The following is a 14,883-nucleotide window of genomic DNA, read 5'->3' as shown; positions in this document are numbered from 1 at the left end:
AGGATGGGGCCCCCGGGGCCCGCGTCCCCCCGGTCGGGGGCACTGCGCGCGGGTCGCGGGAGCGTGGTGCGCGCGGAACGGCCCGGCCGGTCCGACCGGTCCGCCCCGTTCTCCGTACCGTCCCGTGACCCGGTGACGGCGGGCGCCGGGCGGGAACCCCGACCGGCTCCGGCCGTCCGGCGCGGTACGGTGCGCACGCCGTCCCCGCGCGGTGGGCGGCACGTCCGAGCGCGGTGCGCCACGGGCACGGCAGACACGATGGGTACAGCACGGAGCGGCGGCGCGGGTACGCCAGTGAGCGCGCGTACGGCACGGTCGTGAGTCAGCGTGGACCGGCGAAGGACAGCGAGGAAGAGACGTATGCCGAGTGGGCGGAGTGTGTCGTGAGCGAGAACCAGAACCTCCTCGCGGAGCAGCGGCGCGCCCTGATCGTCGATGAGGTGCGGCGCCGGGGCGGGGTGCGCGTCAACGAACTCACCCGCAAGCTCGGGGTGTCGGACATGACGGTCCGACGGGACCTGGACACCCTCGCCCGGCAGGGGGTGCTGGAGAAGGTGCACGGCGGGGCGGTGCCGGTGGTGGAGGCGAGCACCCACGAGCCGGGTTTCGAGGTGAAGTCGGCCCTGGAGCTGACCGCCAAGGAGGACATCGCGCGGACGGCGGCGGCGCTGGTGGCGCCCGGCACGGCGATCGCGCTGTCGGGCGGCACCACCACCTACGCGCTGGCCCACCACCTGCTGGACGTACCGGAGTTGACGGTGGTCACCAACTCGGTGCGGGTCGCCGACGTCTTCCACACGGCGCAGCGCGGCGCGGGACAGCGGCAGGGGCTGGCGACGGTGGTGCTCACCGGTGGGGTGCGCACCCCCTCGGACTCCCTGGTCGGCCCGGTCGCGGACCAGGCCATCGCGGCGCTCCACTTCGACGTGCTGTTCCTCGGGGTGCACGGCATATCGGTGACCGCCGGGCTGTCCACGCCGAACCTCGCGGAGGCGGAGACCAACCGGCGGCTGGTGCGGTCGGCGCGCCGGGTGGTGGTGGTCGCGGACCACACCAAGTGGGGGACGGTGGGCTTGAGTTCGTTCGCCTCGCTGGACCAGGTGGACACCCTGGTCACGGACGCGGGGCTGCCCGTCGAGGCGCGCGCCGAGATCGCCGAGTCGCTGCCGCGGCTGATCGTCGCGGGTGGCCCGGAGGAGGCGTCAGGCGGTACAGACAGCTGACCGGGAGCGGACTAGGGTGACGGGGTCGGCGCGGCCGCCCGCCTCCGGGTGCCGGGCACGGCGCCGGACGGTGAGGGGGCAGCGTGGCACACCGACTGAGCCCGGTGGGGCTCGACTTCACGACGACCGCCCCGGTGCGGTTGGTCTTCGCCCGGGAGGTCCCGGTCGCCCCCGACGCGGTGTTCCGGGCCCTGTCCCGGGACGTGTCGGAGTGGCCGCTGTGGTTCCGGGCGGTCACCGAGGCACGGCACACCGACCGGGGCCGCTCGGTCCGGCTGTGGGGCGGCGGCCGGTTCGAGGAGACGGTCATCGCTCACGACGCGCCCGCACGGTACGCGTACCGGGTGGACGTCGCCAACGCCCCCGGGGTGCGGGGGCTGTTGGAGGAGTGGGTGCTGACGCCGACGCCGGACGGCACCCGGGTGCAGTGGACCGTGGCGGCGGACGGCACGGCGGTCTTCCGGTTCGTGCTGCGCCGGGCCCGGCCACGGCTCGGCCAGGCGTTCCGGGACGCGATGGAACGCCTGGCACGACGGCTCGGCGAACCCGACCCGGAACCGGGGACGGACGCCGGGGCCGACAGGGTCTAGGTCGGCCAGCTCCCGGTGCGGAGGAAGGCGTCGAGCTGCGCGCGGTACGGGGTGACGTCCAGGCCCTGGGCGGCGAGCCAGTCGTCCGAGTAGTACTTGTCGAGGTAGCGCTCGCCGGGGTCGCAGAGCAGGGTCACGACGCTGCCGGTGCGGCCCGCGGCGAGCATCTCGGAGACGATCCTGAGCGCGCTCCACAGTCCGGTGCCGGTGGAGCCGCCCGCCTTGCGGCCGATGGCCTCCTCCAGTGCCCGGACCGCGGCGACGGAGGCCGCGTCGGGGACCTTCATCATCCGGTCCACGGCGCCGGGGACGAAGCTGGGCTCCATCCGGGGCCGTCCGATGCCCTCGATCCGGGAACCCCGGTCGGTGGTGACGTCCGGGTTCCCGGTCGTCCAGCCGTCGTAGAAGCAGGAGTTCTCCGGGTCGGCTACGCAGATCCGGGTGTCGTACTGCATGTAGTGGACGTAGCGGGCGACGGTCGCGGAGGTGCCGCCGGTCCCCGCGGTGGCGACGATCCAGGCCGGTTCGGGATGACGCTCCCGCTCCATCTGACGGTAGACCGATTCGGCGATGTTGTTGTTCCCGCGCCAGTCGGTGGCCCGCTCGGCGTAGGTGAACTGGTCCATGTAATGCCCACCGGTCTCCACGGCGAGAGCGGCCGACTCCTCGTACATGGTCCGGGGGTCGTCCACGAAGTGACAGCGTCCACCGTGGAACTCGATCAGTCGGCACTTCTCCGCGCTGGTCGTACGGGGCATCACCGCGATGAAGGGGACGCCGATCAGTTTGGCGAAGTACGCCTCGGAGACGGCCGTCGAGCCGCTCGACGCCTCGATCACCGGGCGGCCGGGGCGGATCCAGCCGTTGCACAGCCCGTAGAGGAACAGCGAGCGGGCGAGGCGGTGCTTGAGGCTGCCGGTGGGGTGGGTCGACTCGTCCTTGAGGTACAGGTCGACGCCCCAGGACTCGGGGAGCGGAAAGCGCAGCAGATGGGTGTCGGCGGACCGGTTGGCGTCGGCCTGCACCTTGCGGACGGCGTCCTTCAGCCAGTCCCGGTAGGCGGCGTCGGAGCGGTCGGTGTCGAGGGTCGGCAACGGCGCGGCGGCAGGTGCGGGGGCCGGGGCGGAGCCGTCCGGCGGGACGCGCGTCCCGGACGGTCCGGGGTGCTCCGGTGGGCCGGGGCGGTCCGCTGCTCGGGGGGTGTCCATCGTGCCTCCTCGGACCACACCACGGGGCACCCGGTCGGAACCTGCGGGTGCCATGGGCCCTATGCCCCGATCATATGCCCCTCCCTCACCTCATCCCACCTGCATAAACACCGCTTGGACGGGATGAAGGCGAACCTTGGGACGCGCACTGGCGTCCGGCCCCGTCGCGGAGCACACTGCGACTGCGGGGCCGAAGGAGCGGCGAAGGTCATAGGGGGCCGGACCATGGCGGATGAAGCGGAGTTCACGGCACGGGGCGTGCGCATCGAACGGCGGTTGCGTTCCCTCACCCGTGCGGGCCAGGTCCGGATCGCGGACGGCAGGCTGGAACTGCTCACCAGCTACGGCAGCGAGATCGACAGCGCCCCGGTGGGCGCCGTCCGCGCGGGCACCTCGTGGTTCGCCTCCGGGGAACGGGCCCACGCGGACCTCAACGGCACCCGGTACGTGCTCACCATGGACGCGGCCGACGACCCGTCACCGGTCGCCCCGGAGCGGTCCGGGCGCGGGACGGGGGGCCCGGGCTCGGCGGCACGGCGGTTCGTGGAGGCGGTGCGGCGCGCGGGCGACCGGCCACGGCGGGACGGGCACGGGAGCCGCCGGGGGGACCTCGGGGAGGCATGACACGGGCACCGCGCCGGACGGACGGGACCGGGCCGGGCCGGGCCGCGTCCGGTTGGTCCGGCCCCGTCCGTGGCGGACAAGGGACGTCCGCCGGGTGACGGCTGACGGCTGACGGCTGACGGCCCTCGTCGGCCCAGCGCTCCGCGAGTTGCGACCCCCCGTCCCGTGGGTCACGCTGGTCCCACTCACATCACTCAGGGTTGACCGGCGATAACGCTGCGAACCAGTTCCGCCGGGCACACAGCGGACGGCGGTGAGGGAAGCCGCCCTGCTGGCATCGGTACTCGTCCTCCTTCCGGACCTCAATTCGGGGAGTCGCAGCCGTGATCAGCGAGCCAAGCAGGCACTGCGCGGTGGAGCTACAGGCCCTGCCGTCGCGGATCGGACAGATCCGCAGAATCGTTTCCGCACAATTGCGCTACTGGCGTCTGGACGACCTGGTCGAGCAGGCGTCGCTGGGGGTGACCGAGCTGCTGGCGAACGTCCACCGGCACGCCGTTCCCGACAAGACGTGCACCGTGGAGCTCACCCTGCTGCTCGACCGGCTGACCGTGTCGGTGCGGGACCGCGACCCCCGGCTGCCGGACGTGCGCCGCGCCGGGCCCCTCGATACCAACGGGCGGGGCCTCGCGTTGATCGCCGCGGTCAGCGAGAGCTGGGGCGCCCGCCCGCTCGGCGCCTCGGGCAAGACCGTGTGGTTCACCCTCGCGGTCCCCGCCCCGGACCCCGTCCCCGTCGTCCCCGTCGACCCGGCCCTCCTCGGCCTCCCGGCCGTCCCGGAGCGGATCGGGGACGGACCGGTGGCGGTGGACGCCCCCGGTGAACTGGTCACCGTCGCCGTCGCGTCCGTCGCCGGGCGCCCCTGCCCCACGGCGGTGGACGACGAACGGCGGACGGACGCCCACGCACCCGCCCGCTCGGCCCTGCCCGGCTGATCCCCCGCCCCGGGACCGACGGTTTCCCGGTGCTCCGGGACCACCCGGACGGGGGGTGGACACCGTACCGCTGACGGCCGTGACGACACCCGGCGTGCGGGGCGGGGGCGCCCGGCGCGGTGGTCCAACGGCGTGCCGGGCGTGGCTCGGTGGACGGCGGCCCCGCTCGCGGCGGACCATGAGGGAAGACCGCCGGTCGCTCCGGTTCACCCGATCGGGAAGGACCGTCCCTTGCCCACCGCCCCGTCCCCCCGCCCCCTCACGACCACGTCGGCCACCCCCCGCGCACCGGCCCCGTCGACCGATCACGACGGAACGACCGGGCACGACGGAACGACGGGTCGCGGCAGAGCGACCGGTCAGGGCGGGGCGACCGGGCCGGTGCCCGTCGCCGCACCGCCCGGCTCGGGACGGCCCGCGGCCCCCGTCTCGCCGCTGCCGCCCACCGCCTTGGCCCTCGCCGCCACCGCCTCCTCCGTGCCCCTGCCGTCGAGGGCCTCCGTGGTCGTCATCGGGGGCGGGGTGATCGGCACCAGCGTCGCCTTCCACCTGGCGGAGGCGGGGGTGCCGGACGTGGTGCTGCTGGAGCGGGGCGGGCTCGGATCCGGCTCGACCTGCAAGGCCGCCGGGAGCGTGCGCGCCCAGTTCTCGGACGAGCTGAACGTCCTCATCGGCGCCCGCAGTCTGGAGGCGTACGCCCGGTTCCGGCGGCGCCCGGGGCAGGACGTCGCCCTGCGCCGGTCCGGCTCGCTGTTCCTGCTCTCCACGGCGGACGACGTCGCCGCGTTCACCCGGGACGTCGCCCTCCAGAACGCGCTGGGGGTGGACAGCCGGGTGGTCGACCCCGCCGAGGCCCGGCGGCTGTGCCCGCTGATCGAGACCGAGGGCCTGCTCGCGGCCGTCCACTCCCCCGGCGACGGCCACTGCGCCCCCGAGTCCGTGGTGTCCGGCTACGCCGGGGCGGCCCGGCGGCTGGGTGCCCGGCTGTACCCGGGGGTGACGGTGCGGGAGCTGGAGCACCGGGGCGACGAGATCTCCGCCGTCGTCACCGACCGGGGGAAGGTGACGGCGGGCGCGGTGGTCTGCGCGGCGGGCGCCTGGTCGGGCGCGATCGGCGCGCTGGCCGGGGTGGACCTGCCGGTGACCCCGCTGCGTCGGCAGATGCTGTGCACCGGCCCCCTGCGACGGCTGCGGGAGCTGCCCCGGCCGCTGCCGTTCACCGTCGACACCGGCACCTCGTTCTCGTTCCACCAGGAGGGCCGGGGCCTGCTGGTGGGGATGTCCGACCCGGCGCAGGAACCGGGGTTCGACACCGGGTACTCGGCCGGCTGGCTCCCCCTGCTCGGCGCGGCGATGGCCCGCCGCGCCCCCGCGCTCCTCGACGCCGGGCTGGGCGGCGGCTGGGCGGGGCTGTACGAGATGAGCCCCGACGGCAACGCCCTGATCGGACGGTCCGCCTCGCCCGTCAACTTCCTGTACGCCACCGGGTTCTCCGGCCACGGCTTCCTCCAGGCCCCGGCCGTCGGCGAGCTGGTCCGGGACCTGTACCTGGGGCGGACCCCGTTCGTCGACATCGGCCCGCTGCACGCCGGACGGTTCGCCCCGGGGGCGGTACGGCGGCCGGAGTCGCGTCTGGTGTGAGCACGGGCCCGGACGTCCGGGCCGGGTCGGTCCGGACGCCGGAACGGATGTCAGTGCCCGGTGACACCATCGGAGTCATGAGTGGCGAACCTTTCGACTGGCACGGATTCTTAGGGCGCTGGCAGGAGGAGTGGGTCCCGCGCGCGGACGAGGAGGACGAGGACGGCGAAGAGGGCGAACCGGCACGCGGACGTCTGGGGGCGCCCGGGGCCGACGAGGCGGCGATCAGCGCGGCCGAGGAACGGCTGGGGCGACGGCTGCCGCCCTCGTACCGGGAGTTCCTGGCCGTGAGCGACGGCTGGTACGTGGACGAGATGGCCGGGATCGGCCGGCTCGGTGGTGTCACGGACATCGACTGGTTCCGGGACCCGTACGGCCAGGCCCCGCAGTACGAGGCGTACCTGGACGACGCCGCGGGCCGGGCAGAGGTCCTGCTGGCCGGGATGTGGCGGCGGGCGCTGCGGCTGGAGACCGACTCCGACATGTCGCACGCCCTGCTCGACCCCGGCGACGTCGACGAGGACGGCGAGTGGGCGCTCTACGTCTACCGGGGGTGGGGCGGCGAGTTTCCCCACCGCCACCCCTCGTTCCGTTCCTACATGGAGGCCGCCTATCGCGGCTTCCACTCCGACCGGGTGGAGCGACCCGACTTCGTGAACGCGACGACACGGGCCCAGGACGCCCGGGTCGAGCGGGCCAGGCTACTCGCCTTGGGCGGACGGTACGCGGAGGCCGTGCCCCTGCTGGAGGAAGCGTCCTCCTTCGGACGGCCGTCGAGCCGCGTCCTGCTGAACCAGTTCGCCTCCCTGTCGGCTCCGGAGAGCCACCAGGGTTACGGCATGCTCGTGGCCGACCCGCGCTATCTGTCCGAACTCCTGCCCGTGGAGGCCGTGCCGCAGGCCCACGGCAGGAGGGGAGAACCGGGCGAAGACGATTACTGGCTGGAGGTGATGACCGCCCGTGGGGTCCCCCGGAAGGAAGCCAGGGCCGTCCTGGCGGCGGTGCGGGACGGGAGCCATCGCTACGCGCCGCCCGGTGCGTGGGGCCGGGCCGTCGCCGAGGCGTGGGAGGCGGCCCGTTGGGGGGCGACCGACACCGCGTGGCGGATCCTGCGGGACGCGCTCCCCGGATGGGAGGCGCCCGGACCCGAGCTGATCGCCCCGGTCGGTCTGCTCGCCGACCCCGTGCTCGGTCCGCTGGTCACGGCGGAGCGCGGGCGGGAACTCCTCGCGACGCCGCGGGCCGGGGAGAGCGGCCCCGTCCCGGAGCCGGTGCCCGACCTCGACCCGCCCGGTCTCACCTGGCTGGCGCGGTCCAGCAGACGCGGCGGACCGTTCGGTGGCTACCGCTGTGTCTGGGTCGAGGGGACCGGCCCCGCCCGGCTCCCCGCTCTGATAGGTGAGGAGGGTGCCGGGCTGAGCGCGCCCACGGACCCCGGCGAGGCGTACCGGCGGGCGCCACTGCCCCATCAACGGGAGGGCGTGGAGCTCTGGGAGGACCGCGCCGTGATGGCCGTGGGCCGCACCGGAGGGTGGGCCTTCGCCTTCGACGGCCACTCCCACTCCCACCTGGGCGAACTCTTCCGGTCCCCCGCGACGGACGCCTCCGCGTCCGGGTGTGCCGTGGTCATGTGGTGCAAACCGGAGCGGTGGCACCCTGACGGCCGCTCCGCCGTGTTCCACCTCTCGGTGGCCGACCGGGGCGTGGAGTCGTACGCGTTCACCGTGCGGGGGACGGAGGTCCAGCGCTCCGGCGCGATACCCGAGGCCCTGGACCCCGCGCGGTTGTTCCGCCCCGGGGACACCGGAGCCGCCCACGAGGTCCGCTTGTTGGAGGCCCTGCACACCGTGTTCGGGTTCGGACTCCCCCGCTTCGCGCTGACCCGGGGCAGACTGCCCACCTTCACCAGCCGCTCGTGGACCCGGGCGCCACGCGAGGGCGAGTGGTACGGCTACGCCTATGGCCGCAGCGGCCCTGGCCGGCGCGGGATCTGAGCACGGGCGGGCCGCGTCCGCCCGCCGGAGCGGGCGGGCGGACCCGTCAGCCGGGAACCAGTGCCGTCAGCGGATCGTCCAGCACCGGCTGCCAGGCGAGTTCGGCCGCTCCGACCAGGCTGTTGTGGTCCAGGACGCAGGGCAGGATGGGCACGCCCCCGCTGCGGCCCCACAGGCTGCGGTCCGCCACGACCGCGCGCAGCCGCTCGGGGTCCGCCTCCAGCAGGGACTTGTGCAGTCCGCCGAGGATGATCCGGTCCGGGTTGAGGATGTTGACGAGTCCGGCGAGGCCGAGGCCCAGCCGGTCGATCAGGCGTTCGGTGGCGATCCGGACCACGGGATCGCCGTACTCGTCCCGGATCACGTCCTTGGCCCACTGGTGCAGGGAGCCGTCGGGTCCGGGGCCGCGCCCCACCGCGGCGAGGAACGCCAGGGGGTCGGTCTCGACGTCCAGGCAGCCCCGGCCGCCGCAATGGCAGGGCCGTCCGTCGGGGTCCACCCGGAGGTGGCCGACCTCCAGGGCCAGCCCCGCGCTGCCGGTGTGCAGTTTGCCGTCGAGGACCAGCGCTCCGCCGACCCCGGTGTGTCCGGTGGCCACGCACAGCAGGTCCCGGGCGCCCCGTCCGGCTCCGTGCCGGTGTTCGGCGAGCGCGGCGAGGTTGACGTCGTTGCCCGCATGGGCGGGGCCCTCGATCCCGGCGGCGCGCACCCGCCGGGCGAAGAGGTCCCGGACCGGTGAACCGGGGGGCCAGGCCAGATGGAGCGGGTTGAGCGCGGTGCCCTCGGGTTCGGCGACCGCCGAGGGGACGGCGAGTCCGGCGCCCACGCAGCGCCGTCCGGTGGCGGCGAGCAGTTCCGCCCCGGCCGCGACGACCTCGCCGAGGGCGTCCGACGGATCGGCCTGGACCGTTCCGCAGCCGGGGGCGGTGGCGACGATCCGGCCGCCGAGGCCGACGAGCGCGGCCCGGAACCCGTCGGAGTGGATCTGGGCGGCGAGCACCACGGGTCCGTCGTCGGCGAGGTGCAGCCGGTGGGAGGGGCGGCCCTGGGAACCGGCGGGCGCGCTGGGGTGGGAGTCCACCCGGATGAGTCCGAGGGATTCGAGTTCGGCGGCGACCGCTCCGGCCGTCGCCCGGGTGACGCCCAGTTCCGCGGTGAGCACGGCCCGGGTGGGGGCGCGTCCCGTGTGGACGAGTTCCAGTGCCGGACCGAGGGCACCGCGCCCGCGTTCCAGCCGGGTCCGCGTGGATCCGTCCCCCGGCGTCCTCGGTGCCGTCTTGCCGCTCATGGGGGCGAGTCTGTCATGATCGGCGCGCCGTTCGTTCCGCGCACGGGGTCTCGGCCACGGGGTGGCCCGTTCCGGTGGGTCGGGGTGGGACCCGACGGGACGGGCGGGTCCGTCGTCGCCGGGGCCGGGTGGGCCGGTGCGACGGCGGGTGGGCCGGTGCGGACGGCGGGGGCGTTCCCGGTTCAGCCGCCCTGGGAGGCCGAGTCCGGCTGGCGCGGCAGTTCCCGTTGCGCGGGCGGCATCGGGTCGGCGCCGAGCGGTCCGTGGGAGCGGCCCCGCAGGGACAGGGTCCGCAGCGGGGGCCTGGCCCTCAGTTCGCGGACCTCGTCCTCCAGGGCCCGCAGCCGTTGGTGGGTGCGGAAGAGGAAGCTCACCTTGGTGCGCAGGGCCCAGGGGTCGACGGGCTTGGGGACCAGGTCGGCGACGCCGAGCCGGAGCGCGGCCGAGGACAGCGCCGCGTCCGGCCCGAAGCCGGTGACCAGCACGATGGGTATGTACTGGGTCTGTTCGACCCGTCGCATGTAGCGGACGACCTCCAGACCGGCGACGTCGGGGACCCGGACGTCGAGCAGCAGCAGGCCGGTGTTGCCTCTCAGGACTTCCTTCAGCGCCGCGTCCCCGCTCGTGGCGCAGACGACCTCGTGGGTGAGCGGTGACAGCGCGCTTTCCAGCGCGTAGAGCGTGTCCTCATGGTCGGCGACGATGAGGATCTTGGCGTCCGACGGCATGCCGCATTCCCCTCGCTCGGGTCATTCAGCATATGCCTAGAGCGACTGCGGGGATACTGAGCGTGGGACATCGGTCACGATCCCGTCCGGAACGCCGCTGTACGGCGGGCGGGGCCGGGTCAGGCGACGGCCGGGGCGGTGGCCGAGCGCAGCACGGTGATGAGTTCGCGCACCGTGGCCGCCATCGCCTCCCGCCCGACGCTCAGGTACTTGCGCGAGTCGACGGCCTCGGGGTGGGCGGCGAGGAAGCCCCGGATGGCCAGGGTCATCGCCGCGTTCAGCGCGGTGCCGACGTTGACCTTGGCGATGCCCCCGGCGACCGCGCGGCGCAACTCCGCGTCGGGCACCCCGGACGAGCCGTGCAGGACGAGCGGGACGCCGTCGAGGGAGGCGGCGAGGGCGCCGAGGAGCGTGTGGTCGAGGACGGCGGTGCGACTGGTCATGGCGTGGGAGCTGCCGATGGCGACGGCGAGGGCGTCCACCCCGGAGGCGTCGACGAACCGGCGGGCCTCGGCGGGGTCGGTGCGGGCGCCGGGGGCGTGCGCGTCCAGCGGGGGCGCGCCGTTCTTGCCGCCGACCTGGCCGAGTTCGGCCTCGACCCACAGCCCGCGCCGGTGGCCCCACTCGGCGGCGGCCCGGGTGGCGGCGAGGTTCTCGGCGTAGGGCAGCCGGGCCGCGTCGTACATGACGGAGCTGAATCCGGCGTCATGGGCCTGTCTGAGGAGGTCGTCGCTCTGGACGTGGTCCAGGTGGAGCGCGACGGGGACGGCGGCGGCCTCTGCGGCGGCGACGGCGGAGCGGGCCAGCGGGAGCAGTCTCCCGTAGCGGAACCTGACGGCGTTCTCGCTGATCTGGAGGATGACGGGGGCGTCCGCGGCCTCGGCCCCGGCGACGACCGCTTCGACGTGCTCCAGGGTGATGACGTTGAAGGCCGCGACGGCTCCGCGGGCGGCGGACGCCTGGGCGACGAGGTCACCGGTTGCTGCGAGGGGCATGAGCCCTTCCTTCCTGTTCGTCCACTGTGGGCAGGGCCCCGGGTGGAGCCGGGGCGACGCGCCGCCGCACGGGCGGGGGCCGGTGCGGCGGCGCGGGCTCTTGGGCCCTCTCGTCACACGGCGGACGGCGGTGTGACGGCCGGGCTCACGGGGTGAGGATCACCGAGCGGGTGAGGTGGCGGGGGCTGTCGGGGTCGAGGCCCCGGGCGGCGGCGACGGCGACGGCGAGCCGCTGGGCGCGCACGAGTTCGGCGAGCGGGTCGAGGTCACCGGAGACCCACTGGGCGCCGGTGGCCCGCACCTGGTCGGCCAGCCCCTCGGGGGCCTCGCCGATCATCCAGGTGGCGGTGCCGGAGGTGGTGACGCTGATGGGGCCGTGGCGGTACTCCATCGCGGGGTAGGACTCGGTCCAGGCGAGGGCGGCCTCCCGCATCTTCAGTCCGGCCTCGTTGGCGAGGCCGACCGTCCAGCCGCGGCCCAGGAAGGTGAACTGGTCGCGGTCCACCAGCCCTTCGGGCAGCGGCCGGTCCAGCGCGGTGCGGGCGTCGTCGACGACGGCGTCGGTGTGCAGCCCGAGGTGGGCGCGGAGCAGGGTCAGCGCGGTGGTGGCGAAGCGGGTCTGCACCACGGACCGTTCGTCGGCGAAGTCGAGGACCACGACGTCGTCGGCGGCGGTCATCACCGGGGTCTCCGGGTCGGCGGTGAGGGCGGTGGTGCGGGGGCCGCCGCGCAGCGCGCCGAGGAGTTCCAGGACCTCGCTGGTGGTGCCGGAGCGGGTGAGCGCCACCACGCGGTCGTAGGGGCGGTGGCGCGGGAACTCGGACGCGGCGAAGGCGTCGGTCTCGCCCTGGCCCGCGCCTTCGCGCAGGGCGGCGGCGGCCTGGGCCATGAACAGCGAGGTCCCGCAGCCCACCAGGGCGACCCGCTCGCCGGGCGCGGGCAGTGCCGCGCTGTGTCCGGCGGCGAGCGCGGCGGCGCGGGTCCAGCACTCGGGCTGGCTGTTCAGTTCGTTCTCGACATGGCTCATACCAGGCTCCTTCTCCCCATCTTTGCTTGTTTCTGCAAGATAGCGCGCACTTTCGAGCATCTTCAAGCATTCCTTGCACCAGGATCTGCGCTAGGGTCACCGGGATGATCCGGTGAGCTGGCGACCCGAACGGAGCACGGCGATGTCCCGCGACGCCCGGTGGAAGGCACTGCTGGAGCTCCTGGTGGAGCGTGGACGTCTCGACGTGGAAGAGGCCGCCACCGCCCTGGAGGTTTCAACCGCGACGATCCGGCGTGATCTCGACCAACTGGCCGAACAACGCATGCTCGTCCGCACCCGGGGCGGGGCGGTGGTGCACGGGGTCTCCTACGAACTGCCGCTGCGCTACAAGTCCGCCCGCCACGCCTCCGAGAAGCAGCGGATCGCCGAGGCGGTGGCGGGACTGGTCGCCCCCGGCGAGGCGGTCGGCCTCACCGGCGGGACCACGACCACCGAGGTGGCGCGCGCCCTGGCGGTGCGCTCCGACCTCGCCACCGGCTCCCCCGCGCTGACGGTCGTCACCAACGCCCTGAACATCGCCAACGAGTTGGTGATCCGCCCCCAGTTCAAGATCGTGCTGACCGGCGGGGTGGCCCGCCCCCAGTCGTACGAGCTGATCGGCCCCCTCGCGGACGCGGTGCTGCGGCAGATCAGCCTGGACGTCGCGGTGCTCGGCGTGGTCGCCTTCGACCCGGTGCACGGGGCCGCCGCCCACGACGAGGGCGAGGCGGCCACCAACCGGCTGCTGTGCGAACGGGCCGAACGGGTCGTCGTGGCCGCCGACTCCAGCAAGCTGGGGGCACGGGCGTTCGCCCGGATCAGGCCCGCCGCCGGGGTGCACACCCTGGTCACCGACCGGGCCGCCGACCCGGCCGAGCTCGCCCGCTTCGAGGAGGCGGGCATCACGGTCCTGGCCGTCTGACCCGGCCCCCGGCCCCGGCGCCGTCCGTTCCGGGCCGGGCCGAGTCCCGGCCGCCGCGCCCCGACCGCCTCACGTCCCGGCCACTTCGCGCCCCTGCCGCGATCGGCCCCACCCCGTCACGCCCCGGTCGCGTTCCGGCCACGGCCCTCCGCCCGACCACGGACCCCACCGGCCGGAACGCCCCGCCGTCCGGCATCCCGACGAGCGGCGCGGGGCGCGACCACCCGGCACTCGCGCTCTCCCGAACGACCCCCCGCGCCGGGCGACCCTCAGCACGCCACACGACCCACCATCGGATCGCCCACGTTCCCGCACGTTCCCACGCGCGACCCTTGTCCAATTTCCGAGGAGACCCCTACCCTGACTTTGTGCCGAGACTAAACAAACTCGCAGCGCACCGTCGCGCCGCAGGTCAACCGCCCCTTCGCAGCCACCCCCACGGCGCCCTCACCCTCTTCTTCGCCCTCGACGGCTTCCTCTTCGGCGGCTGGGTCGTCCGCATCCCCGCCGTCAAGGAACAGACCGGGGCGTCCGCCACCGCGCTCGGACTCGCCCTGCTCTGCCTCTCCGCCGGGGCGGTGGTCACGATGACGCTCACCGGCGGGCTCTGCCGCCGCTTCGGCAGCCTCCGGGTCGTCCTCGTCTGCTCCACCCTGATGTCGCTGAGCGTGGCCCCGCTCGCACTGACCGGCTCGGCGACCGCCCTGGCCGTCGCCCTGGTCCCGTTCGGCGCCGCCTACGGCTCGTTGAGCGTCGCCCTGAACAGCGCGGCGGTGAACGTGATCCGCGTGGTCCGACGCCCCCTCATGCCCCGGCTGCACGGGGTGTACAGCCTGGGCGGAATGGTGGGCGCGGGGCTCGGCGCGCTGGTCGCCGGATCGCTGGCACCCGCCCCGCACCTGTTGCTGCTCGCCTCGATCGGACTGACGGTCACCGCGCTCGGGGCCCGTCCCCTGCTCCGCGACGGCGTCCCCGACACCACACCCCCGGCCCCGGCCCCGGTCCCGACCCCGGCCCAATCCCAATCCCAGACCCAGACCCAGACCCAGACCCAGAAGCCTGACCAGACCCACCAGCCCCAGTCCCAGCCCCAACCCCAGCCCGACGGCACCCCCGGGGCCCCGGGCGCGTCACGCCGCATGGACCGCGCCACCCGGCGGCTGGTGCTGGTCCTCGGGCTGATCGCCCTGTGCACGGCGTACGGGGAGGGCGCGCTGGCGGACTGGGGCGCCCTCCACCTGGAGCAGGATCTGGGCGCCCACCCCGGGATCGCGGCGGTCGGTTACTCGTGTTTCGCCCTGACCATGACGATTGGCCGGTTCCTGGGCACCACCCTGCTGGAGCGGCTGGGCCGCACCCGGACCCTGGTGGTAGGCGGGGCGACGGCCTCGGTGGGCATGCTCGCCGGGGCGCTGGCGCCGACCGTGTGGGGCGCGCTGCTCGGGTTCGCCGTCACCGGGCTCGGACTGGCGAACATCTTCCCGGTCGCCGTCGAGCGCGCGGGGGCGCTCGCCGGGCCGCACGGCATCGCCGCGGCGTCCGCGCTCGGCTACGGGGGTCTGCTGCTGGGGCCGCCCGCGATCGGCTTCATGGCCGACTGGTTCACCCTGCCGACGGCGCTGACCAGCGTCGCGGTCCTGGCGGGCCTCGCCGCGCTGACCGCGCGTGCCCTGCACTCCACGGACCGGGGGTGAGTCCGCGCGGGGGC

Annotated in this window: 14 protein-coding genes; 8 read left to right on the top strand and 6 right to left on the bottom strand. The window is 74.7% G+C overall.

The features are described from left to right. The first annotated feature begins 383 nt into the window (after positions 1 to 383). Both ACVWNX_RS31005 and ACVWNX_RS31000 read left to right on the top strand, forming a co-directional pair. Positions 384 to 1,223, top strand: coding sequence for a DeoR/GlpR family DNA-binding transcription regulator (locus tag ACVWNX_RS31005; protein ID WP_454411503.1), 840 nt, complete (start codon positions 384 to 386; stop codon positions 1,221 to 1,223). Between the two features lie 83 nt (positions 1,224 to 1,306). Further along, positions 1,307 to 1,813 carry an SRPBCC family protein gene (locus ACVWNX_RS31000; RefSeq protein WP_454411502.1) on the top strand — a complete coding sequence of 169 codons (507 nt, stop codon included), beginning with the start codon at positions 1,307 to 1,309 and terminating at the stop codon, positions 1,811 to 1,813. On the opposite strand, the gene cds1 is transcribed toward ACVWNX_RS31000, so the two are convergent. Beyond that, positions 1,810 to 3,021, bottom strand: a complete 1,212-nt coding sequence (gene cds1 / locus ACVWNX_RS30995) for an L-cysteine desulfhydrase Cds1 (protein ID WP_454411501.1) — start codon at positions 3,019 to 3,021, stop codon at positions 1,810 to 1,812. The two genes, ACVWNX_RS31000 and cds1, sit on opposite strands and share 4 nt — an antisense overlap. A 225-nt stretch (positions 3,022 to 3,246) precedes the next feature. Between cds1 and ACVWNX_RS30990 the strand changes: the two genes are divergently transcribed. Together ACVWNX_RS30990 and ACVWNX_RS30985 are read left to right on the top strand one after the other, a co-directional pair. Further along, positions 3,247 to 3,645, top strand: a complete 399-nt coding sequence (locus ACVWNX_RS30990; RefSeq protein ID WP_454411500.1) for a hypothetical protein — start codon at positions 3,247 to 3,249, stop codon at positions 3,643 to 3,645. A gap of 323 nt (positions 3,646 to 3,968) precedes the next feature. Next, complete coding sequence (locus tag ACVWNX_RS30985) at positions 3,969 to 4,580, top strand: ATP-binding protein (protein ID WP_454411499.1); 612 nt, start codon at positions 3,969 to 3,971, stop codon at positions 4,578 to 4,580. Positions 4,581 to 4,939: 359 nt separating this feature from the next. On the opposite strand, the gene ACVWNX_RS30980 is transcribed toward ACVWNX_RS30985, so the two are convergent. Beyond that, the gene (locus ACVWNX_RS30980) at positions 4,940 to 5,092 is read right to left on the bottom strand and encodes a hypothetical protein (protein WP_454415050.1); all 153 of its coding nucleotides are present in this window, start codon (positions 5,090 to 5,092) and stop codon (positions 4,940 to 4,942) included. Between ACVWNX_RS30980 and ACVWNX_RS30975 the strand changes: the two genes are divergently transcribed. Together ACVWNX_RS30975 and ACVWNX_RS30970 are read left to right on the top strand one after the other, a co-directional pair. After that, entirely contained in the window at positions 5,064 to 6,221 is a 1,158-nt protein-coding gene (locus ACVWNX_RS30975; protein ID WP_454415005.1) for an NAD(P)/FAD-dependent oxidoreductase, read from the top strand. The two genes, ACVWNX_RS30980 and ACVWNX_RS30975, sit on opposite strands and share 29 nt — an antisense overlap. A gap of 77 nt (positions 6,222 to 6,298) precedes the next feature. Next, entirely contained in the window at positions 6,299 to 8,215 is a 1,917-nt protein-coding gene (locus tag ACVWNX_RS30970) for an SMI1/KNR4 family protein (protein ID WP_454411498.1), read from the top strand. A gap of 46 nt (positions 8,216 to 8,261) precedes the next feature. Here the strand turns inward: ACVWNX_RS30970 and ACVWNX_RS30965 are convergent, their stop codons facing one another. From ACVWNX_RS30965 to ACVWNX_RS30950, 4 genes are all read right to left on the bottom strand, one after another. Continuing rightward, positions 8,262 to 9,503 (bottom strand): ROK family protein, encoded by a 1,242-nt coding sequence (locus ACVWNX_RS30965; protein WP_454411497.1) that lies wholly within the window; start codon positions 9,501 to 9,503, stop codon positions 8,262 to 8,264. A gap of 182 nt (positions 9,504 to 9,685) precedes the next feature. Further along, complete coding sequence (locus ACVWNX_RS30960) at positions 9,686 to 10,231, bottom strand: response regulator (protein WP_454411496.1); 546 nt, start codon at positions 10,229 to 10,231, stop codon at positions 9,686 to 9,688. Between the two features lie 119 nt (positions 10,232 to 10,350). Continuing rightward, the gene (locus ACVWNX_RS30955) at positions 10,351 to 11,226 is read right to left on the bottom strand and encodes a class II fructose-bisphosphate aldolase (protein ID WP_454411495.1); all 876 of its coding nucleotides are present in this window, start codon (positions 11,224 to 11,226) and stop codon (positions 10,351 to 10,353) included. Between the two features lie 145 nt (positions 11,227 to 11,371). Then, positions 11,372 to 12,253 carry an SIS domain-containing protein gene (locus ACVWNX_RS30950; RefSeq protein WP_454411494.1) on the bottom strand — a complete coding sequence of 294 codons (882 nt, stop codon included), beginning with the start codon at positions 12,251 to 12,253 and terminating at the stop codon, positions 11,372 to 11,374. A 142-nt stretch (positions 12,254 to 12,395) separates the two neighbouring features. Between ACVWNX_RS30950 and ACVWNX_RS30945 the strand changes: the two genes are divergently transcribed. Then, positions 12,396 to 13,175 (top strand): DeoR/GlpR family DNA-binding transcription regulator, encoded by a 780-nt coding sequence (locus tag ACVWNX_RS30945; RefSeq protein WP_454411493.1) that lies wholly within the window; start codon positions 12,396 to 12,398, stop codon positions 13,173 to 13,175. Positions 13,176 to 13,543: 368 nt separating this feature from the next. Continuing rightward, positions 13,544 to 14,869, top strand: a complete 1,326-nt coding sequence (locus tag ACVWNX_RS30940) for an MFS transporter (RefSeq protein WP_454411492.1) — start codon at positions 13,544 to 13,546, stop codon at positions 14,867 to 14,869. The last annotated feature ends 14 nt before the right edge of the window (positions 14,870 to 14,883 follow it).

The sequence above is a fragment of the Streptomyces sp. JNUCC 64 genome (genome assembly GCF_054484115.1).
The sequence above is the reverse complement of the archived record's forward strand: the minus strand, read 5'-3'. Positions and strand labels throughout refer to the sequence as shown.